The 25886-nt window shown below is 56.3% G+C and carries 22 protein-coding genes; 15 read left to right on the plus strand and 7 right to left on the minus strand.

From position 1 onward, the window contains the following. Nucleotides 1-35 precede the first annotated feature (35 nt). On the minus strand, nt 36-668 hold the full coding sequence (locus HOV93_RS24015) for a hypothetical protein (protein WP_207399102.1): 633 nt from the start codon (nt 666-668) through the stop codon (nt 36-38). 310 nt (nt 669-978) lie between these two features. Between HOV93_RS24015 and HOV93_RS24020 the strand changes: the two genes are divergently transcribed. Beyond that, nucleotides 979-2118 carry a right-handed parallel beta-helix repeat-containing protein gene (locus tag HOV93_RS24020; RefSeq protein WP_207399103.1) on the plus strand — a complete coding sequence of 380 codons (1140 nt, stop codon included), beginning with the start codon at nt 979-981 and terminating at the stop codon, nt 2116-2118. Nucleotides 2119-2190: 72 nt separating this feature from the next. Then, on the plus strand, nt 2191-2748 hold the full coding sequence (locus HOV93_RS24025; RefSeq protein ID WP_207399104.1) for an RDD family protein: 558 nt from the start codon (nt 2191-2193) through the stop codon (nt 2746-2748). A gap of 95 nt (nt 2749-2843) precedes the next feature. On the opposite strand, the gene HOV93_RS24030 is transcribed toward HOV93_RS24025, so the two are convergent. The 4 genes from HOV93_RS24030 to dnaK form a co-directional block, all read right to left on the minus strand. Further along, a complete protein-coding gene (locus tag HOV93_RS24030; protein WP_207399105.1) occupies nt 2844-3455 on the minus strand; it encodes an REP-associated tyrosine transposase in 612 nt (203 codons plus the stop codon). Nucleotides 3456-3768: 313 nt separating this feature from the next. Further along, nucleotides 3769-6438 carry an ATP-dependent chaperone ClpB gene (clpB, locus tag HOV93_RS24035; RefSeq protein WP_207399106.1) on the minus strand — a complete coding sequence of 890 codons (2670 nt, stop codon included), beginning with the start codon at nt 6436-6438 and terminating at the stop codon, nt 3769-3771. Nucleotides 6439-6855: 417 nt separating this feature from the next. Then, nucleotides 6856-7308 (minus strand): IS200/IS605 family transposase, encoded by a 453-nt coding sequence (gene tnpA / locus HOV93_RS24040; protein WP_207399107.1) that lies wholly within the window; start codon nt 7306-7308, stop codon nt 6856-6858. 236 nt (nt 7309-7544) lie between these two features. Then, on the minus strand, nt 7545-9491 hold the full coding sequence (gene dnaK, locus HOV93_RS24045) for a molecular chaperone DnaK (RefSeq protein ID WP_207399108.1): 1947 nt from the start codon (nt 9489-9491) through the stop codon (nt 7545-7547). Between the two features lie 482 nt (nt 9492-9973). On the opposite strand from dnaK, the gene pheA reads away from it, so the two are divergent. The 7 genes from pheA to HOV93_RS24080 all read left to right on the plus strand — a co-directional run bounded on the left by pheA (nt 9974) and on the right by HOV93_RS24080 (nt 15243). Beyond that, nucleotides 9974-11062, plus strand: coding sequence for a prephenate dehydratase (pheA, locus tag HOV93_RS24050; RefSeq protein ID WP_207399109.1), 1089 nt, complete (start codon nt 9974-9976; stop codon nt 11060-11062). Nucleotides 11063-11307: 245 nt separating this feature from the next. Then, nucleotides 11308-12063, plus strand: a complete 756-nt coding sequence (tpiA, locus tag HOV93_RS24055; protein WP_207399110.1) for a triose-phosphate isomerase — start codon at nt 11308-11310, stop codon at nt 12061-12063. 87 nt (nt 12064-12150) lie between these two features. Then, nucleotides 12151-12705, plus strand: coding sequence for a preprotein translocase subunit SecG (gene secG / locus HOV93_RS24060; protein WP_207399111.1), 555 nt, complete (start codon nt 12151-12153; stop codon nt 12703-12705). A gap of 120 nt (nt 12706-12825) precedes the next feature. Next, the gene (locus tag HOV93_RS24065) at nt 12826-13710 is read left to right on the plus strand and encodes a YicC/YloC family endoribonuclease (protein ID WP_235990916.1); all 885 of its coding nucleotides are present in this window, start codon (nt 12826-12828) and stop codon (nt 13708-13710) included. Nucleotides 13711-13850: 140 nt separating this feature from the next. Continuing rightward, on the plus strand, nt 13851-14453 hold the full coding sequence (gene gmk / locus HOV93_RS24070) for a guanylate kinase (protein ID WP_207399112.1): 603 nt from the start codon (nt 13851-13853) through the stop codon (nt 14451-14453). Continuing rightward, a complete protein-coding gene (locus HOV93_RS24075) occupies nt 14438-14704 on the plus strand; it encodes a DNA-directed RNA polymerase subunit omega (protein WP_207399113.1) in 267 nt (88 codons plus the stop codon). The genes gmk and HOV93_RS24075 overlap by 16 nt, the downstream gene beginning before the upstream one ends. After that, the gene (locus HOV93_RS24080; RefSeq protein ID WP_207399114.1) at nt 14701-15243 is read left to right on the plus strand and encodes a flavoprotein; all 543 of its coding nucleotides are present in this window, start codon (nt 14701-14703) and stop codon (nt 15241-15243) included. Before HOV93_RS24075 ends, HOV93_RS24080 begins: the two co-directional genes overlap by 4 nt. A 199-nt stretch (nt 15244-15442) precedes the next feature. Here HOV93_RS24080 and HOV93_RS24085 read toward each other — a convergent pair whose 3' ends face one another. Further along, nucleotides 15443-15631: a DUF6800 family protein gene (locus HOV93_RS24085; RefSeq protein ID WP_207399115.1), complete on the minus strand. Its 189-nt coding sequence runs from the start codon at nt 15629-15631 to the stop codon at nt 15443-15445. Between the two features lie 301 nt (nt 15632-15932). On the opposite strand from HOV93_RS24085, the gene HOV93_RS24090 reads away from it, so the two are divergent. Both HOV93_RS24090 and HOV93_RS24095 read left to right on the plus strand, forming a co-directional pair. Beyond that, nucleotides 15933-16661, plus strand: a complete 729-nt coding sequence (locus HOV93_RS24090; protein WP_207399116.1) for a platelet-activating factor acetylhydrolase IB subunit — start codon at nt 15933-15935, stop codon at nt 16659-16661. 109 nt (nt 16662-16770) lie between these two features. Further along, a complete protein-coding gene (locus HOV93_RS24095) occupies nt 16771-18852 on the plus strand; it encodes an alpha/beta hydrolase (RefSeq protein WP_207399117.1) in 2082 nt (693 codons plus the stop codon). 106 nt (nt 18853-18958) lie between these two features. On the opposite strand, the gene HOV93_RS24100 is transcribed toward HOV93_RS24095, so the two are convergent. Continuing rightward, nucleotides 18959-20518 (minus strand): carbon-nitrogen hydrolase family protein, encoded by a 1560-nt coding sequence (locus tag HOV93_RS24100; RefSeq protein WP_207399118.1) that lies wholly within the window; start codon nt 20516-20518, stop codon nt 18959-18961. A gap of 144 nt (nt 20519-20662) precedes the next feature. Here HOV93_RS24100 and HOV93_RS24105 point away from each other — a divergent pair, with 144 nt between their 5' ends. The 4 genes from HOV93_RS24105 (at nt 20663) to groL (HOV93_RS24120) (ending at nt 25836) form a co-directional block, all read left to right on the plus strand. Beyond that, entirely contained in the window at nt 20663-21730 is a 1068-nt protein-coding gene (locus tag HOV93_RS24105; RefSeq protein WP_207399138.1) for a M42 family metallopeptidase, read from the plus strand. A 329-nt stretch (nt 21731-22059) separates the two neighbouring features. Further along, a complete protein-coding gene (gene groL, locus HOV93_RS24110) occupies nt 22060-23763 on the plus strand; it encodes a chaperonin GroEL (protein WP_207399119.1) in 1704 nt (567 codons plus the stop codon). 93 nt (nt 23764-23856) lie between these two features. Beyond that, nucleotides 23857-24162, plus strand: a complete 306-nt coding sequence (locus HOV93_RS24115; protein WP_207399120.1) for a co-chaperone GroES — start codon at nt 23857-23859, stop codon at nt 24160-24162. Nucleotides 24163-24222: 60 nt separating this feature from the next. Beyond that, nucleotides 24223-25836 (plus strand): chaperonin GroEL, encoded by a 1614-nt coding sequence (gene groL / locus HOV93_RS24120; protein WP_207399121.1) that lies wholly within the window; start codon nt 24223-24225, stop codon nt 25834-25836. Nucleotides 25837-25886 lie beyond the last annotated feature (50 nt).

The raw sequence follows: 25886 nt of genomic DNA on the forward strand, positions 1-25886 counted from the left end.
AGCCCTCTTCCTGCGAGGGTGAGGCGGCAAGATGGTTACGGCGGGCCGCGTTCGTTGGCGCGATTTGACTCAGGCAGCATGCTTATGTCGGCGGGGGCATGCTTTGGGCTTGCGTGTTGCGGCGGATCGCCCCAATTCATTGCCAGGGCCTCCTTCACATGGTCGCGAAGACGAACCCTTGGCACACGCCGGTTCGAGCTTCTCTTGCTCGTGCAGCGCGGTCGATCTGCACCGACGCAGGTGGTGTGCGGCGTTGCCGCTGCCGTGCGTCGATGCTTCTTGAGCCGCTTCTGCAGCCGCTTGAATTCGCTCCCTTGCAGGCCGAGCAGCTTGAGATGAAACGAGACCCACGCGAACCCGCGTTCCATTTCGGCAGCAGATGGCAGCCTGAGCCCGTCGATTCGGCGGACCTTTTTCGAGGCCGAAACCCGCGGCTTGGCTGGTTTTACAGGCCGATCGTTGGCTGGTGGTACGGCTTCGTCGACAGGCACTTCCGGCGGTGAATTCTCGACCGCTTGAACCATTCGCCCTACGACCTTTGCCGGCACCTCTACCAACGTCCCACAAGCCGAGCACACGAAGGTTTTGTCAGCGCGCACGACACCCCGAGGAGCGTTGTCTCTCGTTTGTGACCGGTCTTGATCCGGTTTTGCGGTGGTTACTGACATGGCTTTACTCGTGACGGCTTAGGGGGAAACTGACCTACGGCCAGCGTGAAATGCTTACTCGGTGTCAAACCTCGATTTGGTTTGAAAGAGACTGGCTTGTGACCAGTGCGATTCAGAAAGTGAATCTGTTTGGGGAAGAGTCCCCGTGCAAGATTTAGGTATACCAGCCTGGTGTAGTCTATGACTAGTGCTTATTTCATATTTTTTGCCAACTTTACAAACGCTGAAAATGATTGACAGCGCCGGGGCTTCCCATCAAAGTAATGTGCCGCCCCACTGCCCATTTACCTGAGACCGAAGCCCCCTCGTTATGATTCTTCGAGCCCTGTTGCTTGCCTGCTGCACCTTTACCGTTACCCAGGCCGCAATTGCCGAGACCTTCCTCTTTACCGATGCCCCCATCGATGCTGTGGGCGATGGCGAAACCGACAATCGCCCTGCCCTGCGACGTGCGTTCGACCAAATGCAATCAGGTGACACGCTGATCGTGCCGGCCGGCGACTATCGGCTAGAGCTTACCGAGCAGCCGATCTCGGTCCCGGCCGGAATTACGATCATGGGCCAAGGCGGCAAGTCGCGCTTTCTTCTGGCGACCTCCGGCGGCGAAAAGAAGTTTCGCAACTGGCTGAAGCTCGGCACCGGCGTCACCCTGAGCGGGCTCACCGTCAAGCGCATCGAAGCATTTCCGGTCGTCCTGCTACCGCTGTTCGGAAGTTTGGAAAACATCACCCTGCACGACGTGACGATCGACGGCAACGCCCAGCAGCTTGGAGGCCCCTATTGCCATGCAATCCAGGTTGGTTTCGGGCATTTGAATGGGCTACGGTTGGATCGCGTCGCCATTGAAGACTGCACGTTTGGGCTCTTTCAATCCAACGATGCCACCGGCACCGTCGAGAATGTTCTCGTGCAGTCCAGCATGTTTCAAAAGAACCGGGCTTCCGATCTCGAATTCAATTCGCCCCGGGGAACGATGCGAAACATTGTGGTGCGAGATTGCCTGTTTCGCGACAATCAATCCCAAACGGCTGGGGCAGGCTTCGCCGTGGGGTTTGCGAACGTAACCGACGGAACCGTCCAGCGGTGCGACATCCGCAACTATGGCAGCGAGGCCCTGCACGTCGAAGACCGGTCCAACAAGATCTTGTTAAGGGACAACACGATCACGCTTGGCTCGCACCGGCAAAACAACGGCGTGATCATGGTGCTCAGCGATTCGACCAACGTAGTGATCGAAGACAACACGATTGATGCCCGAGCGAACGAGAACCGCCCGCACCTGGTGCTGGTAACCGCCGGCGGCGATCGTTTCAAACGCCCCAACGATGTGACCGTGCGTGGCAACCTGCTGGTGCACGGCCCGGCCACGCGAACCTGGTACCTACAACCAGGCAGCGGCCCAGAGCCGGAAGAGAACACGGTGGTAGCCAACAAAGCAGCAGATGAGTAAGAGCGTCGAGGAGTTACTTTATCGCGAGGTTGGCTCATGGCCTTGCTTAGATAAATAGATAGGGAGTGAAGCTTGTCGGACAACTCACTGGGTGAAGCGGACTTCTATGACCCAAGCGACTACATTGGAATCGGTAGGCGATTGCTCGTCTACTTGATTGACTCGTTCGTCATGATCGTTGTGGGGGTTCCGTTGTGGATCCTCGTGACTACTTTGTGGAAGTTTGACCTGCTTCAAATGGATGATCCCAACATTCCATTCTGGACCATCTACCTGATTTCCATCTGGGTCTATCTTGTCCCCATCAAACGCTCTCGGTTTGGGACACTTGGCTTTTGGCTGCTGGGGATCAACATTGTCTCTGCTCAAGGAGGGCCACCCTCGTTGTTGGTAATGACCGGGCGAATGCTGATGTGGATCCTGGGCCCGTTCAACTTTTTCCTGGATCTGTTTTGGCTAGGTTTAGATTCCGAGCGCCAAACCTTACGAGACTGCTTCATGGGAACTTACCTGATCAAACGAGACGCCAAAGCGATTGGTCGAGCCCCGGTACACCTCACACGATACAACGCAATGGGCTTCGCGTTGACCTACCCCCGCGTCTGCCGCCCCAACGCTGCCGGCAAGTAAGGCCGCGTGACGAGGGGCCTACAACGAATTGGGACCGTTGAGCGTTCTTATCGTGTGCCACTGCCGCCCTCGGCAGTGTGAAGCGGCAAGTCAGTCTATTGCCCATTCTCGTTTTGAAATCCGGAAGAATGTAACCAACTTGGATCGAGCAGGGTCAAATCAGGCAACTCCGACTGTGTGGTTCGATCTTCATAGAACTTGGCACTCGACCATTTCCAGTCGGTTGTTCGGTTGCAAAGCCCACGCTTCACCGGGTTGTTGTGAATGTAGTTAATACTTGCAGCAATCGCGTCGGGACTGAATAAGTTTCGGTCGAATCCGCCACCTTCTTGCCAGAACCGAAAACACTGACGACCTGGACGTTGCTGGATCGTCAACCTCGCGAGCAATGGGGATTCGTACTGAATCAAGAGGTGCTTAATTTCAATAGACGACTGCCGTTTGGTCCAAGCGAGGAGATTGCTCACCGTAGCCGAAGAATCCTTTGGGCTGACTAATAAGTGGATATGCTCGGGCATGAACACAAACGCGATCAAATCGAATCGAGCCAACTCGCAACCGGCATTCAGCTTAGATGCCACAATCTTTCGCCACGGATCACTCGTCAAAAGTGGAAGCCTAAGATAAGTTGAAAACGTCAATTCGTGGAGGTGCCCTGCCCCTTCATAGTGCTTCACTTGCTTCCGATGCGGTATTGAACGCTTCATAGCTTCATCGTAAAGATTTGAGTCGGAGCGGGACAGCTTTTAAGAAATTCCATCAAATGGAAAGAACCTGTTGAATATGGCCGAACAAACTTAATATTCGCACTGCCGAGGGCGGCAGTGGCACACCCTAAGAAAGCTTGACTGAATGGTTGAGCTTCCTCAGATACCCAGCCGCAAGAAACAAATTGGGGACGCGACTGGAAAATACTCCAAATCGCGTCCCCAGTCAAAAGTAAGGTAGGGCCCGCGCGAACGCGGGTCGAGTACTTGGTACCAGCACCGTCACCTGCTTCCGCGTGAGGCCCTGCGTTAGTTACGCCGATTCAACACTGCTGGCTCCGGCGGCGGACCGAGTAAAGGTGTACTCGGTGCCGTCGTAGCCGACGGTGATTCGGTCGCCATCTTTGAAGTCTCCCTTCAACAGCAGCGTGGCCAGCTGGTTTTGCAGGCGGTTCTGGATGACTCGCTTCAAGGGGCGGGCCCCATACAGCGGGTCGAATCCTTCTTCCGCCAGCGCGTCTTTGGCCGCGTCGCTGACTGCCAATTCCATTCCCTGTTCGGCCAGTTGCTGGGCCAGACCTTGGGTTTGGAAATCGACGATCGCACGAATCTGCTGCTTCACCAACGGCTTGAAGACAATGATGTCGTCCACACGGTTGAGGAACTCCGGCAGGAACTTCGTTCGCAGATTGGCCTGGGCGGCATCGCGAATCTCTTCGTCACTGCCCCCTTCCTGAGTAATCTGCTGAATGGCCTGGCTACCGATGTTGCTCGTCATCACCACAATCGTGTTGGTGAAATCGACCGTGTGACCATGGTTGTCGGTCAAGCGGCCATCATCCAACACTTGCAGCAAAATATTGAATACATCGTGATGGGCTTTCTCGATTTCGTCGAGCAAAATCACGCTGTAAGGACGCCGCCGAACGGCTTCGGTCAGCTTGCCTCCTTCTTCGTAGCCGACGTACCCGGGAGGTGCCCCGATCAGCCGGCTGACGGCGTGACGTTCCATGTACTCGCTCATATCGATACGGACCATCGCGTGTTCGTCGTCGAACAACGCTTCGGCCAAGGCCTTGCACAGTTCGGTCTTACCGACACCGGTAGGGCCCAGGAAAATGAACGAACCGACCGGGCGATTAGCCGACTGTAAACCGCTGCGGCTACGACGCACCGCGTTGGCCACGGCGACCACCGCTTCTTCCTGACCGACCACGCGTTGATGCAGACGTTCTTCCAGCACCAACAGCTTGGCCCGTTCGGTCTCTAACATCTTGGTAATCGGCACGCCGGTCCATTGGCTGACCACCTCGGCAATTTCGTCCTCGGTGACCTGCTCGCGCAGCAGACGTCGCTCGCTTTTGGCCTCGTCTTTTTCGGCCTCGTGCTCGTTTTTGGTTTCCATTCGCTGTTCGAGGGCATCGCGTTTCTTTTGCATCTCGAATAGCTGCTGGTAGTCGCTTTCGGAAACAGGTTGCCCTGCCGATTGCGTTTCCTGAATCGAAGCATGCAATCGCGAATACTCGAGATCGGTAGCGGCCAGTTCTTCGCGAATCTGAGCGACGTCTCCCATGCCAAGCTTCTCGGCTTCCCACTGCTCGCGCAGGCTGGCCAGTTGCCGCTTGACCTGATCCATCTCGTCTTGAATCTCTTCGCGGCGCTGAATGGCACCCTCTTCGGTTTCTTCGCCCAGCTGACGGTCGGCCAGTTGCAGCTGCGTTAAACGACGCTGAACCTGATCGATCTCGGCTGGTACGCTTTCCAGTTCGATCGCCAAACGGCTCGAAGCTTCGTCGACCAGGTCGATGGCTTTATCCGGCAGGAACCGATCGGTAATGTAGCGATCGGAAAGCTTGGCCGCCGCGACCAACGCCGAGTCCTTGATCTTGATGCCATGGTGCGCTTCGTAACGCGGCTTGAGCCCACGCAAAATGGCGATGGTGTCTTCGATCGAAGGTTCGCCCACATACACCGGCTGAAAACGGCGTTCGAGCGCCGCGTCCTTTTCGATGTACTGACGATACTCGTCCAGCGTGGTCGCCCCGATACAGCGTAGCTCGCCACGAGCCAACGCAGGCTTCAACAGGTTGGCCGCATCGGCACCCCCTTCGGCCTTGCCGGCTCCGACAACGGTGTGCAGTTCGTCGATGAACAGCACGACGCTGCCTTGCGAATCTTGAACTTCCTTGAGCACCGCTTTCAGGCGTTCTTCAAACTCGCCGCGGAACTTCGCACCTGCGACCAAAGCCCCCATATCGAGCGCGATGACGCGTTTGTTTTTCAGGCTTTGCGGAACATCGCCTTGCACGATGCGGAGTGCCAGACCCTCGGCGATGGCTGTCTTACCGACGCCTGGTTCCCCGATCAGCACGGGGTTATTTTTGGTACGACGCGAGAGCACCTGAATCGTGCGGCGGATCTCATCATCGCGACCGATGACCGGATCGAGCTTCCCTTTCTGGGCTCGCTCGACCAGGTCGATGCCGTACTTCTGCAGCGACTGAAAGGTATCTTCAGGGCTCTGCGAAGTCACCCGCGAGTTTCCACGGACTTCCTGCAGGGCCGCCAGAATGTCTTTCTCGGTGACCGCGTTGACCTGCAGCAGGTCCTTCACTTTCGAGGGAACCTGCGAGAGGGCAAACATGAGATGCTCGGTCGAGACGAACTCGTCCTTCATCGTGTCGGCTTGCTTTTGAGCGGCCTGAAAGACCTGATCGAGTTCGCCGGAGAGACGAAGTTGCCCATCACCACCGGTCACCGTCGACAGACGTTCGATCTCGGCCTGAACCATGGTCTCTAACTGCCCACGGTTGGCCCCGATTTTCTCAAGCAACGGGCGAACGATCCCCCCGTCCTCTTTCAAGAGGGCCGCAAGCAAATGCAACGGCGACAAGGTCGTATTGCGTGCCTGGGTCGCCATCTGCTGAGCCAGCTGAACGGCTTCCTGAGCCTTGATGGTGTACTTATCGAATTGTGGAGGCATGATTAGGTCCTTTTATGTTGAATGGGGCGGGGTTTTTGGTGACGCTCCCAGGTTCAGTTTTCAGTTTTCAGTTTTCTGCCGGAACGATTGATCATGCTATGGCGTTCAACCTTTGCCTACTTGTCAGCCCCAAAGGGGCGACCGTTAATAGCCAGGGGCGGAAGCCCCTGGTTGTGATCCAAGCGAATCCAAGCCCCAACGGGGCGTCCGATTTGATGGAGTATCAATCCCACAAATACCGTTCGACCTACTCGATTCCGTTCAGTGTTCAGCGAGAGCGATTGATTAAGCCCCGCCGTTCAACCTTTGCCGACTTGCCAGCCCCAAAGGGGCGACCGTTAATAGCCAGGGGCGGAAGCCCCTGGTTGTGATCCAAGCGAATCCAAGCCCCAACGGGGCGTCCGATTTGATGGCATATCAATCCCATAAATAACGTTCGTCATACTCGATTCCGTGCTTCTCTAAAAACATGAGTAGCTCCTCGCGAAACGAACGCTTGCGGTGATGTTCTTCCTGACGCGCGATATACTCTTTTACGTCATCCAAACCCGAATAGCTCACCGAAAATACGGAATATCCTTGTTGCCAGGCAAACGCACGTGAGCCTGGAATTGTCGTGTGTATCCAATGACTCGAAATTGATTTCACATCGCGAACGAGATCGGAAATCGCGATCTCACGCGACATCGAGATCAACAAATGCATGTGATCTTCCACGCCGCCTGCCGCAAGTAGTTCACACTTACGCTCTCGGAGGATTCCGATCAAATATTGATTCAATCGTGGAGCCCAATCCCTGTGGATTGATCGTTCGCGATTCTTTGTGCTGAAGATCAAATGGATGTAAACGCGGGCGAACGATTGGGGCATCTTGTTGAGTCCTTGTTTCGGACGCCCCGTTGGGGCTTACGTTGATTCTTGATTCTTTACCAGGGGCTTCCGCCCCTGGCTATTAACGGTCGCCCCTTTGGGGCTGACATGGTTTCGCGGCATCGTTCCATCAGTCCATAAAAAGGGCCGGGTGCCTTGCGGCCCCAGCCCTTGATTATCACAAACGGTGGTTCGCGATGCTCGGGCTTTTTCCGAGCATCGTTTGATCTTGAAGGTTAGTCCTTCTTGACCTCGAACTCGGCGTCGATGGCGTCGTCGTCGCCACCATCCTTGGCCTCTCCGCTGGGGGCTTCCCCTTCAGCGGCAGCTTCCGGATTGTTGGCGGCGGCGGCTTCGTACAGGATCTTGCTGACCGCGTGCGAAGCAGCTTCCAGTTCGCTGATGGCGGACTTGATCGCTTCGACGTCTTCTCCCTTGGCAGCTTCGCGAACTTTGTTGATCGCGGCTTCCAATGGAGCCTTGTCGTCTTCGGTGATCTTGTCGCCGGCGTCCTTGATCAGCTTCTCGAGCTGGAAGCAGTTCGATTCGGCTTCGTTGCGAGCTTCGGCCAGTTCACGCTTTCGCTTATCTTCCGAGGCGTGTTCTTCGGCGTCCTTCTGCATCCGATCGATCTCTTCCTTCGACAAGCCTGAGCTTTGCTTGATCTCGACCTTCATCTCTTTGCCGGTACCCAGGTCCTTGGCACCCACGTTGAGGATACCGTTCTGGTCGATGTCGAATTTGACTTCGATCTGTGGCATACCACGTGGGGCCGGAGCAATACCGTCGAGGTTGAACTCGTCGAGCAAGCGGTTGTCGGTAGCCATCGGGCGTTCACCTTGAAACACGCGAACGGTCACGGCGGCCTGGTTGTCGTCGGCCGTGCTGAAGGTCTGCTTCTTCTCGGTCGGAATCGTCGTGTTGCGTTCAACCAGTTTGGTGAACACACCGCCGAGCGTTTCAATACCCAGCGACAACGGCGTGACGTCTAACAGCAGCACGTCCTTACGACCACCTTCGGCCAACACGCTGCCTTGGATGGCAGCACCTGCGGCCACGACTTCGTCTGGATTCACACCTTTGTGTGGTTCCTTGGCGAAGATCTTCTTGACCATCTCTTGGACTTTGGGGATACGCGTCGAACCACCGACCAGCACGACTTCGTCGATATCGCTGGGCGACAGGTTGGCATCCTTCATGGCCTTTTCGACCGGAATGCGACAACGTTCGATAAGGTCGTCGGTCATCTGCTCGAACTGGCTACGGCTGATCGTCAGCTGCAAGTGCTTCGGACCCGATGCATCCGCCGTGATGAACGGCAGGTTGATGTCAGTCGAGGCCTGACCGCTGAGTTCCTTCTTCGCCTTTTCACAGGCTTCCTGCAGACGCTGTAGGGCCATTTGATCTTTGCGAAGATCGATGCCGTTGTCCTTCTCGAACTGCTCGGCCACGTAGTTGATCAGCTTCTCGTCGAAGTCGTCACCACCAAGGTGGGTATCACCACTGGTGCTGATCACTTCAAAAACGGTTCGACCGCCGTCGTCGCCATCTTCTGGTGGCGAGACTTCCAGGATCGAAATATCGAACGTACCACCACCCAGGTCGAACACGGCGATCTTCTCGGCCTTGTTCTTACCCAAGCCGTAAGCCAAAGCGGCTGCGGTGGGTTCGTTGATGATACGGGCAACTTCGAGTCCGGCGATCTGACCGGCGTCTTTGGTGGCCTGACGCTGGGCGTCATTAAAGTAAGCAGGAACCGTGATCACGGCCTTGCTGACTTTGTGTCCCAGGTAGCTTTCGGCGGCTGCTTTGAGCTTCTGCAGAACCTTGGCCGAAACTTCTGGTGGAGTAAACTCGCTGTCGCCAATTTGAACTTTGACGTAGTCGTCGGCATCGCCTACGACCTTATAGGGAATCATCTTCTCTTCCGAGCCGACTTCGTTGTGACGACGACCCATGAAGCGTTTGATGGAGTAAACCGTTTTGGTAGGATTGGTCACTGCCTGACGACGAGCCGGTTCCCCAACAAGGACTTCCCCTTTGTCGGTATAACCAACCACGCTCGGCGTGAGCCGACTTCCCTCGGCGTTCGGAATAACCTTGGCTTCCGAACCTTCCATGACCGCGACCACCGAGTTGGTGGTACCCAGGTCGATCCCAATAATCACTTCGCCTTGTGCCATAGTGGTACCTCTTTCCTTCGTAATTATCGCGCCCAGTGGGCGTCAGACGTTTTTATGTTAAGAGCCTGAGCGTGAACTCAGGACAAGCGGTTCATCAATCACTCATGCCGGGACTGGCCGAGGCACGAGATGGATCTAGCTAATTGCAAGAGGTATGCCAAAACTGTCCAGTAAGCCACTTGTTATTCCATAACTCCTTACATGTCAGCACTTTAGACAAACGTCATTTTTTGCAATTGCCCAGCAGCCGACGAATCGACCGGAAATCTCTGCCAAAATGGCAGCAATATGCCACAAAGTCTCTTGTGAACTAGGTTTATGGCGGAGAAAGATAAGTTATGATGCTTAGACTGCCGCCTGTCCTCGTTTTTTAACGGTCGATAGACACCGAAGGCTTTTCAACCTCCCCCGTCAAACACGACTCCCTGCATCAAGCCTTCGCCGGTTTGATGCCAAGACTCTCATAAATCAGGCACCGCCCGATGGCCAAGACACCTCGTAAGATCCCTTCGACCGAACTGCAAAAGACGCTCGCCAAGATGGATCAGCAGATCCTCACGCTGCTGGCCAAACGCGTCGATACCTGCCAGAAGCTCGTCCAGGCCGAGCCCGGCAAGACGATCGAACAGCAGCTTAGCAGTGAAGAGACCGAGCTTCAAAAGCTGCTCAAGTCGAACAAAACGAGCTTGTCCAAAGAGGCTATCTCGCCGGCGCTGCAAGAGATCTTGAGCCTATGCCGGAGCGCTTCTCGGCGGCTGCGGATTGCCTATCTGGGGCCACAATACAGCTATTCGCACCAGGCTGCCGTGGAAAAGTTCGGGGCCAATGCCGACTACAGCCCGGTCGCGACCATTGCGACCGTCTTCGAGGAGATTCAACGCAATCAAGCCGATTTCGGGCTCGTTCCGGTCGAGAACTCGAACGATGGCCGCGTTACCGACACGCTCGAGATGTTCGCCAAGCATCCGACCAAGATCTGCGGCGAAGTGAAGCTGCACATCCACCATCAACTGCTTGCCAAGTGCAACCGCGAGCAGATCAAAGAGGTCTTCAGCAAACCCCAGGCCCTGTCGCAGTGCCGCAATTGGCTGGCCAAACACCTGCCGGCTGCCCGACCGATTGAGATGACCAGCACCGCCGCCGCCGCCCAACTAGCCGCCCAGAAAGAGGGCGCTGCCGCGATCGCAAGTCGTGCCGCAGGCATCAATTACAACTTGGAGACGATCGCCTCGAACATCGAGGACAACCCGAACAACATTACCCGTTTCGCTGTGATCTCGCACGAAATTGGCCCCAAGACGGGCAACGACAAGACGGCCCTGCTCTTTCAAACTGAGCACAAGCCGGGGGCGTTGGCCGATGCCATGAACCTCTTTAAGAAGAACCGCCTGAATTTGACCTGGATCGAATCGTTCCCGGTGGCCAACTCTCCGGAAGAGTACCTCTTTTTCGTCGAAATGGAGGGGCACTGTAGCGAACTCAAGATCCGGCGAACGGTCTCTGCGTTGGAAAAGAAGTCTCTGCGGCTGGAAGTGCTCGGCTCTTACCAGAAGACCGAACCCGTCAATTAGAACGGCCCAACAAGCCGCAAAAGAACTCAATCGCCGCTCAGGATATCGTTCCCCGCGCCCTCTTGCTGCAAGGGGCAGAGAACAAGAGGGGGGATAGTTCTGTTGGCGGGCCGTAGGTGACCTCGACGGCCATGCAAGCACTCTGCTATATTGTTGGGTTTCATTGTGTACCGACAGCACGACTTAGAGCGATCTGAGTCATTGACATTTCATCGGCCAAGGGTGGTCCGAGGGGAGAACGACGGGTGAGACGTCCTTTCATTGCAGGTAACTGGAAAATGAACACCACCAAGGCCGACGGGGTCGCTTTGGTGCAAGGCGTCGCTGATGGCAATACAGCCGGCGACGCGGTCGAAGTTGCCGTTTGTGCTCCCAGCGTTTATCTCGATGCGGTTGCGACCGCTGCCGGTGGCAAAGTGGGTGTTGGCGCTCAGAACTGCCACCACGAAGCCACAGGTGCATTTACCGGTGAAATCTCGGCCGCCATGGCCAAGGATATCGGTTGCCAATACGTGATCCTCGGTCACAGCGAACGTCGCCACATTTTCGGCGAATCCAACGCGGACGTTTGCAAGAAGGTGCATGCGGTTCTCGCCGCTGGCCTGACTCCGATCGTCTGCGTGGGCGAACTGCTCGAAGAACGTGAATCGGGTAAGACGTCCGACGTGGTCGCCGAGCAAATGTACGGCAGCCTGGCTGGCGTTTCGGCCGAGCAAATGAATTCGGTCGTCATCGCCTACGAACCGGTTTGGGCGATCGGCACCGGCAAAGTCGCCACGCCTGAGCAAGCCGAAGAAGTGCACGCTGGCATTCGGTCCCTGATGACAGCCAAGTATGGCGAGCAGGTCAGCGAGTCGGTTCGCATTCAATATGGTGGAAGCGTGAAGCCGGACAACGCGGTCGAACTCCTTTCGCAGCCCAACATCGACGGTGCCCTGGTGGGCGGTGCTTCGCTCAAAGCGGACAGCTTCCTCGGTATTATTGCCGGCACCAAAGGCTAGTCGTTTCCTTATTTCCCGTGGGCTCTGCTCTGCTGAGCGATCCCGCTTTTGAATCCAGACACGGACGTTTTCATAAGTAAGCTAGTCATGACCAGTCCCATCCTATTCGGCTTCCTGCAGTATATTTTCGGCCCGCTGCTTTTAGTGACGTCGGTCTTTCTAATCCTGGTCGTGCTCGTGCAGCGCGGTCGTGGTGGCGGACTGACAGGTGCTTTAGGTGGTGCTGGTGGCCAAAGTGCGTTCGGCGCTAAAGCCGGTGACGTATTCACCAAAATCACCGTCGTGCTGGCGGTCTTCTGGATCCTTCTGTGCATCTTCGCCACGATGGGCCTGCAAGACTCGGGTGCCACCAAGCTGACCGGTACCGGCAGCAGCGCTGCCCCAGCCGCAACTGGCCTGCCAGGCGATGCTGCCCCTGGTGCTGGCGGTCCTGCGTTGACGCTTCCATCGGACGAAGAAGGAGCTGCCCCAGCGGCAGGCGATACGCCCGCCGGCGACGCCCCAGCTGCCGACCTGGAGCCCCCAGCGGAAGGTGGTGCTGCGGCCCCAGCCGACGCGGCCCCTGCCGAGCCAGCTGCTCCGGCTGAAGGAGACAACGCTGCCGGGGATAGTGCTGCGACCGAAGAGAAGCCCGCTGAGTAATTCACTCGGCACGGCCTGATTCATTCTCTTAAACTTCCCTCGGGCAGACCCCAGGGAAGTTTTGTTCGTTACCTTCCTGATCAATTCACTTAGCATCGCGAACTCGCGAAGAGAGACACCATGCTGCTGAGCATGACCGGATATGGCGACGCCCACCTGCACACCGAAGGCGTTTCCGTTTCGGTTGAAGTGCGTTCGGTGAACAATCGCTACTTCAAGCTGGCCGTGCGTGGCAACGAGCTGTTCAGCGGGCTAGAGTCGCAGATCGAAGGGGTCACGCGGAAGTTCATCAACCGCGGCACGATCACGATCAATCTGCGGATCAAGCAAGATGTAACGGCCGACAAGTACCGCATCGATACGGCCGTGCTGGAAAGCTACATGCAGCAGATTCACCAGCTGGGCTCGAAAGTTGGAATATCGGAAACCCCGCATATCGATTCGGTCTTGCAGCTACCCGGCGTCGTCCAAGAGAACACCGACACCGACGACGAGCAGTTCAATGCCTGGCCGGTGATTGAAAAGACACTCAAAGATGCCCTCGAGAAGTTCGACACCATGCGTCGCGCTGAGGGAGAAAACACTACCCAAGATCTTCGCGAGAACCTGGCGACGATCGCCTCGCACCTGGAATTGATTGAAGCCAAGTCACCCCTGGTGGTCGACGGCTATCGCGATCGAATGACCGAGCGAGTGAACAAGGTCCTGGAAGAGTACGACGTGACCGTCGACCCCGCAACGCTCCTTCGCGAAGTGGCGATCTTCACCGATCGCGTGAACGTTTCCGAAGAGATCGTCCGGCTCAAGAGCCACCTCGGTCAGTTTGAAAAGTTCCTGACCCAGCAGGAATCAACCGGTCGGAAGCTTGACTTCCTGACGCAGGAAATATTTCGCGAGACGAACACGATCGGCTCGAAGGCAAACGACGCCGAAATCGCCCGAGGTGTCGTGGAAATGAAGACCGCCATCGAGAAGATCCGAGAGCAAGTCCAAAACATCGAATAACCACCAAGAAGCCTTAGGGTGCGTGCAGCAAAGCGAATCGCACCACTCGAAAGCTCTGGGTGGCTAACCAAAAAGACGCCTGCTTTTGGTAGGTCGAACTTACAACAACAACATTGACGGAGCGTTCCCTCCAACGAATCATGGCAGCGAGCACACCTGGCAATTTGGTCATCTTGTCTGGGCCCTCTGGGGCTGGCAAATCGACCGTGGTGCGCAAGCTGTTGGCCTTGGGCGAACCTCCGATTGAACTGAGTATTTCCGCAACGACACGCCCGCCAAGAGCCGGAGAAGAAGACGGTATCGACTACCACTTCCTTCCCCAAGAGGAGTTTCAGCGGCGGATCGATGCTGGCGAGTTCCTAGAGTATGTCGAGGTTTTTCGCAAAGGTCACCTTTACGGAACCCTTCGTCGCGAAGTGGAAGCCCGGCTCTCTCAAGGCATTTCCGTCTTGTTAGAGATCGACATCGAAGGTGCCGCTAAGGTTGCCCGGAAGTACCCCCAAGCCGTCACCATTTTCCTTAGCCCCGAGTCGGCCGAAGAGCTGGAACGCCGATTACGCGACCGAGGAACCGAAACCGAAGAAGCCATCCAGCGGCGGCTGGAAACGGCCAAGAACGAGATGAAATCGTCGACATGGTATCGTCACCATGTGACCAACAAACTCGGCGCCGCCGACCAAACCGCCGCACAACTTGCAGACATTATCCGTCAGGAAAAGGAGGAGCGATGCTCGAAGAACTGAAAGAAGAATTCATCATCAAGAAGGTGGGTGGCCGCTTTAAGCTGTCGACGCTGATCCAAAAACGCCTGGTCGCGTTGAACGCCGGCAGCCGTCCGCTGGTCGATCTCAAATCCGAAAACAAGATGGAAATCGTGTTGGAAGAGATCAAGCAGGACAAGATCTTCCTCGACACATCGAACGAACTTCACACGGCTGCTGATGGCGACGTGATGATCAAGTCGTTCGATGCGATGATGAGCGACGAACTGTGAGCCCTCGGAAGGTTATCATCGGCGTCACCGGCGGAATTGCCGCTTTCAAGACGCCTGCTTTGGTCAGCCAGCTGGTCAAAGCAGATGTCGACGTCACGGTGGTGATGACCCACGCTTCCCATCATTTTGTCGGCGCGGCGACTCTGACCGCGCTGTCGGGCAAACGCGTGCATACCGAGCTCTTCGACGAAGCGATGCCGCTTGGCGCGCACATTGAACTTGCGCGCCGAGCCGATCTGTTATGCATCGTCCCGGCCTCGGCCGACTTCATGGCCAAAGCAGCCCAAGGATTGGCCGACGACTTGCTCAGCACGCTGTACCTTGCGTTCACTGGCAATGTCATGATGTGCCCTGCGATGAACAAAGAGATGTGGGCCCACCCAGCGCTTCAACGCAACGTACAGCAATTGCTCGAAGATGGCGTGCGGATGATCGGCCCTGATAGCGGCTGGCAAAGCTGCCGCGTTGAAGGGACCGGGCGCATGACCGAGCCTGAAGAAATCTTCGACGCGATCGAGGAACACCTGGCAACCAACTAGGGCGAAGGCCTCAACGAGTAATGAGCCGGCAACTCTTCCTATGCATTGGCTATGCAACCGGAGCGATCCTCTTGCTCCCTGCGGTGACCATTCTTGCGGTCCTTGTTTTTGAGGGCAACCAAACCATGGGGGGATGCGCAGCAAAAAAGCGGAGCCAAGGGACTCCGCTCTTTCCGATTCTGCTTGTTAGCCGAGTCTCTTAAGACTCAAGCTTCCAGCGCTGGATCAGTTCTTCCGCGGCCGGGGTCAGTCTGCGGAGCTTAGCAGCCATCTTACGCTTTTCGTCATTCGACGGATTCATGGCCAACTTGGCCTTGTACTTAGCGTAAATCTTCTTGCGATGACGTCGACGCTTCAACTCCTGATGGCGCTCGTTAATAACCGGCACGCGACAGTTCCTTTGTTGGGATTTCGTAAGTTAAATGGTAAACGACACTCTAGGCGTCGAATTTGATTGATCTGGAAACCCCACAATGTAAGGAATATGCCCTTTTTCGTCAATCGGCTCAGACGTTTTCCCTGCTCAGCCGGGAAATTAAGTGCTGTTAAACCCCCTTACTGGGCAATTACGGACTCAGGAATTGACCCGCGATGCCGCGTCGTAGACACTAGACGATTCGGCAGACCGTATTTCCCGCCGAGTTTCCTCACCGAGAGATTCCCAATTGTTCCCCCCCAGGAGATTGAAGATGCGTTGTTTTGCTTGTTTGATGCTTTCCCTTGTGCTGGCCATGCCAGCTTGGGCGGCCGATACCGCGACGAAAGAACCAATTGAAGCCTTGAAGCCAGTCCCGCGTGGCGATTGGTGGGTCAAGCGTCATAAAGAAAAGCTCAAAGCGATCGAAGACGCCGACAAAATCGACGTCGTTTTCATTGGCGACTCGATCACCCATGGCTGGGAAGGCGCTGGCAAAACGACTTGGAAAGAAAACTTCGAATCGATGAGCCCGTTGAACCTGGGCTACGGCGGCGATCGCACCGAGCACGTCTTATGGCGTTTCGAGCACGGCGAATTGGATGGCTACGAGCCTAAGGTTGCCGTCATCATGATCGGCACCAACAACACCGGCCACCGCAAAGAGAAGTCGGAAGACACTGCGGCCGGCGTCGAGGCGATTGTCGAGAAACTGCACGAAAAGCATCCTGAAACGAAGGTCCTACTACTGGCCATCTTCCCGCGCGGTGCCAAGACCGAAGACCAGCTCCGCAAGCTGAACGACGGCGCGAACGCGATCATCGAGAAGCAAATGAAGGACAAGGACTACGTTACGTTCCTAAACATCAATGACATTTTCCTGACCGAAGACGGCACGCTTACCAAGGAAATCATGCCTGATTTGCTGCACCCTAAAGAGAAGGGTTACCAGCTGTGGGCCAACGCCGTTACGCCTAAGATCAAAGAATTGCTAGGCGAATAGTTGCCTGACATCACTCGTGACATCAAAAAGACCAGGATTACCCAGGTAGTCCTGGTCTTTTTTTGCTCAGTCGGGCAAATACCTTTTGACGCAGGCAAGGGAAAGGGACATGATAAAGCTCCCACCTGAGATGTGCTCTAACCGTTTCCTTCCGGAGTTCCTGCCGATGCGTTTCGTGCTTGCCGCCGCCGTTTGTCTCTTGATCACGCCACTTGCGTCTGCCGAGGAAGCCTCTCCCGGTGACCAACAGGTACACCAGTATTTTCAAGCGGAAACCGCAAGCATCACCAACGCTCCGCTCGATGGCATCGATTCTCTCGAAGCGTGGGAAGCCAAGCGTGGCGAGTATCAGCAGAAGCTCCGAGAGATGCTCGGACTCGATCCTTGGCCAGAAAAGACCGACCTGAAAGTAACGACCACCGGAACGATTGAGCGTGACGGGATTGTTGTCGAAAACATTCACTTCCAGTCGATGCCGGGACTGTACGTTACCGGAAACCTTTATCGGCCTGCCAAGGTCGACGGCAAGCTGCCAGCGGTGCTCTACGTTTGCGGGCATGGACGGGTCAAGAAGGATGGTATCAGCTACGGAAACAAGACCCACTACCAGCATCATGGGGCTTGGTTTGCCCGGCATGGTTTCGTGTGCCTGACGATCGATTCGCTGCAATTGGGCGAAATCGAAGGGAAACACAAGGGACTTCACAACGACAAGTACCAGTGGTGGACCAACCGCGGTTACACTCCGGCCGGGGTCGAAGCTTGGAACTGCGTCCGCGCCATCGATCTGCTGCAATCACGCGATGACGTTGACCCCGAAAAAATCGGCGTTACCGGCCGTAGTGGCGGCGGTGCTTACAGCTGGTACATCGCCGCGATCGACGAGCGCATCAAGGCCGCCGTCCCGGTCGCTGGCATCACCGACCTGGAAGACCACGTCGTCGGGGGTGTCGTCTCCGGGCATTGCGACTGCATGTACTGGGTCAACACGTACGGCTTCGACTATGGATTGCTGCCAGCGATGATCGCCCCGCGTCCGCTGATGATCGCCAATACCGATGCAGACCCAATCTTCCCACTGGTTGGCGTCGCACGCACGCACCTGGCAGCCCGCGAGATCTACAAGCTCTACGGCAAAGCTCCCAACTTGGCCCTGACCATTCTGCCCGGTGGGCATGCCGACACGCAGCCGCTGCGTATCCCGGCGTTCTACTGGCTGCGGAAGCACCTGCAAGGCAAGACGCCACCGATCACCGATGTTGCCTTGCCGAAGTTCGAGGTCGAGGAACTGAAGGTCTTCGAAACACTGCCTGAAGACGAGATCAACACGAAGATCGAAGAGACGTTTGTCGCAGCCGCTGAGCCAGCCCAGGTACCGGCGACGCGGGCCGAATGGGAACAGATGACAGGCCAGTGGAAACAACTCTTGGTCGAAAAGTCGTTCGGCGGATGGCCCAAGTCAGGAGAGTCCGGCATTCGTAGCGGTGAAAAATCAGAAACAAAGAACTGGCAGGTTAGCTCCAGCGAATTCTCACCGCAGAAGAACATCTCGCTGCCACTGCTTAGCTTTCACGCGAAGGGCTCGGCAGGTTCAGCTCCCCAAAATGGCAAGCTAGTTGTTGTCGACGATGCCGGCTGGAAGAAGTGGAGTGCGATCGCCGAAGCAGCCGAAGGCACTTTGCCGATTGAAGATGCCGACAAGTACGATGCCATTTACGTCTTACCTCCACGCGGCATCGGACCGACTCAGTGGAACCAGGAGACCACGCCCGAGATCCACCTACGTCGACGCTTCCTGCTCTTAGGACAGTCGCACGATGCGATGCAAGTCTGGGACATTCGCCGGGCAGCAGAAGAAATTACACGCTCGACGTCGACCGAACACATCGACGTAGAAGCCAGTGGCGAGATGGCTGCACTTGCGATCTATGCCGCGATCTTCGAGCCCTCGATCGGCGATCTAACGCTTCATGAACCGCCAGCAGATCATCGTGAAGGCCCGTACTTCATGAATGTCAGCCGCTTCATGAACCTACCCGAAGCCGCAGCGATGGCGGCGAATGACCTGGACGCACCACGAGTGATTCACACCGACAATGAAGCGCTGATGGACTACGCCAACCGCGTTCGAGAGAAAGTGAATGTGCCAGTCGGGTTGCCCGTTGAAACCCAACCGGTTCGCTTGAAGTAGTAATTCGCAACCGGACGCTGCTCTCCCCATCCAGTCCCCTCTCCACCGTACTCGGGGGGAGAGGGAAAGGGGACAAGACTGGGGGAGCCGCAGCGATTAGACGCCGTTACACGTAGCCTTCTTCGCCATCTTCCATGTACTGCACTTTGTACAAGTCTTTGCGGCGGTCGTTCCAGTTTTGAACGGAACCTTCCAGACGGTGCCGCCGCAGCAGTTCCAGGTCGACGTCGTGGATGACGATTGTTTCGACGTTCGGGTTGCACTCGGCGGCGATCCCTTCTCGGGCGAACTCGGCGTCGCACGGCGTGTAGACGCCTGATTGGGCGTAGTGGATGTCGGCGTTTTCGACGAACGGTAGATTACCTGTGCAGCCAGAGATGGCCACGTAAACCTGGTTTTCGACGCAGCGGGCCTGTGCACAGGTCTTTACCCGCAGGTAACCGTGACGCGTATCGGTGTTGTACGGCACGAAGATCATCTCGGCCCCTTTATTGGCCGCAATCCGGGTGAGCTCGGGGAACTCGATGTCGTAGCAGATCTGAATGGCAACCTTGCCGCAGTCGGTGTCGAAGACTTCGACCTTGTGGCCTGGTTCGATACCCCACCACTTTCGCTCGCTGGGGGTAATGTGAATCTTGTACTGCTTGCCGATCGACCCATCGCGACCGAATAGGTAGGCAATGTTGTACAGCGTGTCGTTTTCCAGCACGAAGTGACTACCGCCGATCACGTTCACGTTGTACTTGATGGCCCGCTCTGAAAAGTACTCGAGGTAATCAGTCGTGAACTCGGCCAGGCGCCGTGCCGCCAACCCCGGTCGGGTCGGCTCGACGCACGAAAGCAACTGCGTGGTGAACAGTTCCGGAAAGAGGATGAAGTCGGACTTATAGTCGGAAGCCACGTCCAGGAAGAAGTCGCACTGCTGGGCGAACTCGTCGAAACCGCGGATCGCGCGCATTTCGTACTGCACGACGGTAATGCGGATCGGCTCGACCAGGTGATGGAAGCGCCGCTTGGCCCCCGGCTTATAGTCGAGGTTCAACCACTCTAAGTAGGTAGCGTATCCGCACGAAGCTTTGTCGTTGGGCAGATAATCAGGGATGAGCCCCTGCAAGGCAAAGCCGTTGGCCGTTTGTGCGGTCAGCACCGGGTCGAACTCGGCTTTGGCGACCACGCGCTCGACGTATTCGCGGGCCGACATTTTATCGGCAACTTTGTGATACCCAGGAATGCGGCCCCCAATGATCATCCGAGCCAGGTTCATTTCGCGGCACATCTCCTTGCGGGCATCGTACATCCGGCGCGAAAGCTTGAGCCCTCGGAACTCGGGATGGACCATCATCTCGATCCCATAGAGCGTATCTCCCTTGGGATTGTGATTGCGGATATACCCATTGTCGGAGACGGCCTTGAAATTGTGCCAGGCCGTATTGGGATCGTTCTGAACAATCAAACTGCTGGAAGAGGCGGCCAACTGACCATCGATTTCGATGACGATTTGCCCCTGGGGGAAATTCTTAAGCTGGCTTTCGATGTGCGCTCGCGACCACGGTTCCATGTCGGGGAAGCAGGCCATTTGCATTTCGACCAGCGCATCGAAATCCTCGATGAGCATCGGACGAATCACCGTTTTCCACTCGTATTCCTTCAGATCAATCGGTTCCATCGAACGCACCTATCCCCTAGACTGCCTTAATGTGTGCTGACGCGCAAGGCATTATCTGTGTCGCTCGTTCCGTTGGCAATGACAAACAATCGCCGCTGCTAAGCATTTCACTTAACCGCAGTTACCCAAGGAGCCGTTTTGAGTATGGAGTCTGAGCCGCTAAAGTTTTTCGAGCGTATGATGAACACTCCGAGTCCCTCCGGCTATGAAGCTCCGGTGCAGAATCTCGTGCGGGAGTACGCCGCCGAATTCGCGGATAAAGTCGACACAGATTTCCATGGCAACGTCATTGCTTCGGTCAACTCAGGCGGAAACGTCCGTGTGATGATGGCGGGACACTGCGATCAAATCGGCCTGCTGGTCACTCAAGTCGACGAAATGGGCTTCATCCACTGCCAGACGATCGGCGGATGGGATCCGGTTCAGTTGGTCGGACAAAAGATGTCGATCTGGACCAAGGATGGCGAAATCCCAGCGGTCATTTCCCGCAAACCGATCCACCTACTGACCGATTCCGAGCGAAAAGCGGCCATTCAACTGAAAGATCTGTGGCTGGACATCGGGGCCAGAGACCAGGCCGAAGCGAAGAAGCTGGTTCAAATCGGCGATCCGGTCACCCTGCAACTGGGCATGCAGAAGATGCAGAACGATCTGGTCTTCGGTCCCAAGATGGACGACACCTCGGGGCTGTGGGTCGTCATCGAGGCGGCTCGCCGTTATGGCAAACTCAGCGATCAGAAGTGTGCCGCCTATGCCGTTTCGACCGTTCAGGAAGAAATTGGCCTGCGGGGAGCCAAGACAAGCGCCTACGCGATCGATCCGCAAATTGGTATCGCAGTCGATGTAACGCACGCGACAGATTGCCCCACAATTGATCGCGGCGAACGGGGAGAAATCTATCTCGGTCGCGGCCCGGTCATCTACCGTGGCCCCAACATGAATCCGAAGGTCGTTTCCCGACTGATGGAAGTGGCTGAGGCCAACCAGATTCCTTACCAAATGACCGCCTTGGGCCGAGCCGCCCCGAACGACTCGAACGCGATCCAAACGACCCGCGGTGGCGTGGCCGCCGGCCTCTTGGCAATTCCCAACCGCTATATGCATAGCGCGGTTGAAACGATCTCGCTGGAAGATATGGATCATGCAGCTACGCTGTTAGCCCAGTTCCTGCACAGCATCCAGGACGACGACGACTTCCGCCCCGGTATGTAAGCGTGCGGCCCTGCCATATTGGCAACATAGAATGTCCTGAAGATCAAAATCGCATCAACCCAAGTCGCAAGTTGCTGTCAGTTAGTAACTTGCGACTTTCTTTTTAGTTCTCGGCACGGCAGTTGCATCTATTGCCGTATCTCAGAGAGAGTCTGCCAAAATCTGCACTGAGGGTGCCTTTGGAGCCTCGCTGAGACGCAAGCAAATCAACGGTTAATCACCAAGCATGGAATAGACCGGCCGATAGTGCTCACCCAAAACATGGGAACACCCCATCACGAGCCAGGCCGATTGAAACCAGTTCATCCCACAAGAGGAGGATTCCAGACGTGGCAAAACAGATGGTCTTTGGAGATGAAGCGCGACAGCCGCTTTTAGCCGGCGTAACAAAGCTGGCACGTGCCGTGAAGAGCACGCTAGGCCCGCGTGGTCGCAATGCCGTGCTGGACAAAGGCTGGGGTTCCCCCAAAATCACCAAGGACGGCGTGACGGTTGCCGAAGACATCGAACTGGATGATGTCTACGAAAACCTCGCCTGTCAGTTGGTCAAGGAAGCTGCCAGCAAGACAAACGACGTCGCTGGCGATGGTACCACCACAGCCACGGTTCTCGCTGAAGGTATCTTCCGCGAAGGCCTGAAGATGCTGGCCGCCGGTGCTGACGGCATGGCCCTGCAACGCGGTATTCTGAAAGCCGCCGAAGCAGTTGGCGAAGCCGTTCAGAAGTCGTCGACCAAGATCGACGAAAAGAGCAAAAAGCAGATCGAACAGATCGCCACCATTGCCGGTAATAATGACCCGACAATCGGTAAGGTGCTCGCCGAAGCCTTCTTGAAGGTTGGCAAAGACGGTGTGATCACCGTTGAAGAAGGTCGCGGCAGCGAAACGACCGTCGACTTTGTCGAAGGTATGCAGTTCGATCGCGGTTTCCTTTCGCCTCACTTCGTCACCGACGAAGATTCGCAGACCGTCGAACTGGAAGATTGCTTAATCCTTCTGTTCGAGGAAAAGATCTCGTCCGCGAAGAAGCTGGTTCCTCTGTTGGAAGCCGTCAGCAAGTCCAACAAGCCACTGCTGATCATCGCTGAAGACGTCGAAGGCGAAGCTTTGGCAACGCTGGTCGTCAACAAAATGCGTGGCATTCTGAATGTTGCCGCCGTTAAAGCTCCTGGCTACGGCGATCGCCGCAAGGCCATGCTCGGCGACATCGCCACCCTGACCGGCGGAACGGCCATCTTCAAGGACCTGGGCATCGAGTTGGAAAGCGTCAAGACTTCCAACCTGGGTCGTGCCAAGAAGATCAAGCTGAGCTCTGGCGAAACGGTTATCGTGGGTGGTGCTGGTAAGAAGGCCGACATCGAAGGTCGTGCCAGTCAGATTCGCAGCGAAATCGAAGCCACCGACAGCGAATACGATCGCGAAAAGCTGCAAGAACGTCTTGCCAAGCTATCCGGCGGTGTGGCTCAGATTAACTGTGGTGCCGTCACCGAAACCGAAATGAAGGAACGCAAGGACCTGCTGGTCGACGCCAAGAGCGCCACCCAGGCCGCCCTCCAGGAAGGTATTGTCCCTGGTGGTGGTATCGCCCTGCTACGAGCTGAAAAGGCTCTGAAGAAGCTGGCCGTCGAAGGCGACGAAAAGCTGGGTGCGACGATCGTGGCCAAGGTGCTTGAATTCCCACTGCGTACGATTGCTGAAAATGCTGGTCTCGACGGTGGCGTGGTTGTCAACCGCGTTCGCCAGCAGAAGAAGGCCACCGAAGGCTTCAACGCCGACACCGGCAACTACGAAGACCTGGTCGATGCAGGCGTCATCGATCCAGCCAAGGTTGTTCGCACTGCCCTGCAGAATGCTGCCAGTGTTGCCGCATTGCTGCTGACCACCGACTCGCTGGTCACCGAAATCCCAAGTGAAGACGAAGGGGGCGATCACCACGACCACCATGACCACGGCGGCATGGGAGGAATGGGTGGCATGGGCGGCATGCCAGGAATGGGTGGCATGGGCGGCATGGGAATGCCCGGCATGATGTAATTCACGCTTTGGCCTGAATTGCACAGAACCTTTTCTAATATTCGTTTCAAAATACCAAACATACCCCTGAATAAGTTTTAAGGATAAACACCCATGGCGAAGAGTCTGAAGATTCGCACTTTGGATGACCGCATTGTTGTTCAGCCGCTGGAAGCAGAAGAAACCACCGCTGGTGGCATTCTTCTGCCTGACTCCGCCCAGGAAAAGCCGCAGCGCGGCACGGTCCTGGCTGTCGGCCCTGGCAAGCTGTTGGATAGCGGCAGCCGAGCCGAGCTTTCGGTGGCCATTGGCGACGAAGTCATCTATGGCAAGTACAGCGGCAGCGATATCGATATCGATGGCGACGAGTACAAGATCCTTCGCGAGACCGAAGTCCTGGCCAAGGTCGTTAACGACTAGTCCCAGCTTTCGGATCTGTCCTAAACCGCATTCAGTTTTTATCACATAAGGATTCTTAGCGTGGCAAAACAACTGCTTTTCGAGGATCAAGCCCGAGCCAAAATGCTCAAGGGTATCGACAAGCTGGCCGACGCTGTCGCCGTCACGATGGGCCCAACCGGTCGTAACGTGATGATCAACAAGTCGTTCGGTGGCCCCACGGTCACCAAAGACGGTGTGACCGTCGCCAAAGAAATCGAACTCGAAGACCGCTTCGAGAACATGGGTGCCAAGCTCGTTAATGAAGTCGCCAGCAAGACTTCCGACGTGGCTGGTGACGGTACGACTACCGCCACCGTTTTGGCCCGTGCGATCTTCAAAGAAGGTCTTCGCAACATCGTTGCCGGTAGCAACCCAACCGCGATTCGTCGTGGTATTGAAAAGGCGGTTGCCGCGGCTGAAGACTTCCTGCTGAACATGGCCAAGCCGGTTAACAGCAAGGACGACGTCGCGAACATTGGTTCGATCAGTGCCAACAACGATCGTGCGATCGGCGAACTGCTGGCCGAAGCCCTGCACCGCGTCGGTCAAGACGGCGTCATCACCGTGGAAGAAGGCAAAAGCCGCGAAACCACGGTCGATTACGTCGAAGGGATGCAGTTTGACAAGGGCTACATCTCGCCGTACTTCATCAATCGTCCGTCCGAAATGGACGTCGAGTTGGAAGACGCCTACATCCTGTTTCACGAAAAGAAGATCAGCAACCTGCGTGAGCTGATTCCACTGCTGGAACAAGTCGGCAACACCGGCAAGCCGCTGTTGATCGTCGCCGAAGACATCGAAGGCGAAGCCCTGACCGCGCTGGTCGTCAACCGTCTGCGTGGCGTGCTGAACATTGCTGCCGTCAAGGCTCCTGGCTTCGGCGATCGCCGCAAGGCGATGCTGGCCGACATGAGCGTTCTGACCGGTGGTACCGTGATCAGCGACGACCTGGGCATCACCCTCGATAAGGTTCAACTGAACCAACTCGGTCGTGCCAAGAAGATCAACATCACCAAGGACAAGACGACAATCGTTGAAGGTGGTGGCGACAAGAAGGAACTCGAATCGCGTATCGGTCAGCTGAAGCGTCAGATCGAAGAGACCGACAGCGAATACGATCGTGAAAAGTACCAGGAACGCCTGGCCAAGCTTTCCGGTGGTGTGGCTGTCATCTCGGTCGGTGCCGAAACCGAAGCCGAAATGAAGCAGACCAAAGCCCGCGTCGAAGACGCCTTGCACGCAACCCGTGCAGCCGTTGAAGAAGGCATTTTGCCTGGTGGCGGTGTCGCTTTGGTTCGTGCGATCGAAGCCGTTGAAAAGGCTCGTTCCTCGGCTCGTGGCGACGAAAAGATCGGCGTCGACATCATCCTTCGGGCTCTACCAGCTCCGATGCGTCAAATCGCCGACAACTGCGGCATCGACGGCAACGTGGTTGTCGACGAAGTTCAGCAGAAGTCGACCAACTACGGCTACGACGCCTACAAGGGCGACTACGTCGACATGGTCAAAGCTGGCATCATCGATCCAGCCAAGGTGGTTCGTACGGCACTGAGCAACGCCGCGAGTATCTCCGGATTGCTGTTGACGACCGAAGCACTGGTCACCAACCTGGATGACGACGGCAAGCGTCCCTCCGAAGGCGTGATTCGCTAAGCCGACGTTGCGTCGATCCCAAACGGCGGCAAGTGCCTTGCCCTTGCCGC

This window comes from Bremerella alba (assembly GCF_013618625.1).
Classification (GTDB): Bacteria; Planctomycetota; Planctomycetia; order Pirellulales; family Pirellulaceae; genus Bremerella; species Bremerella alba.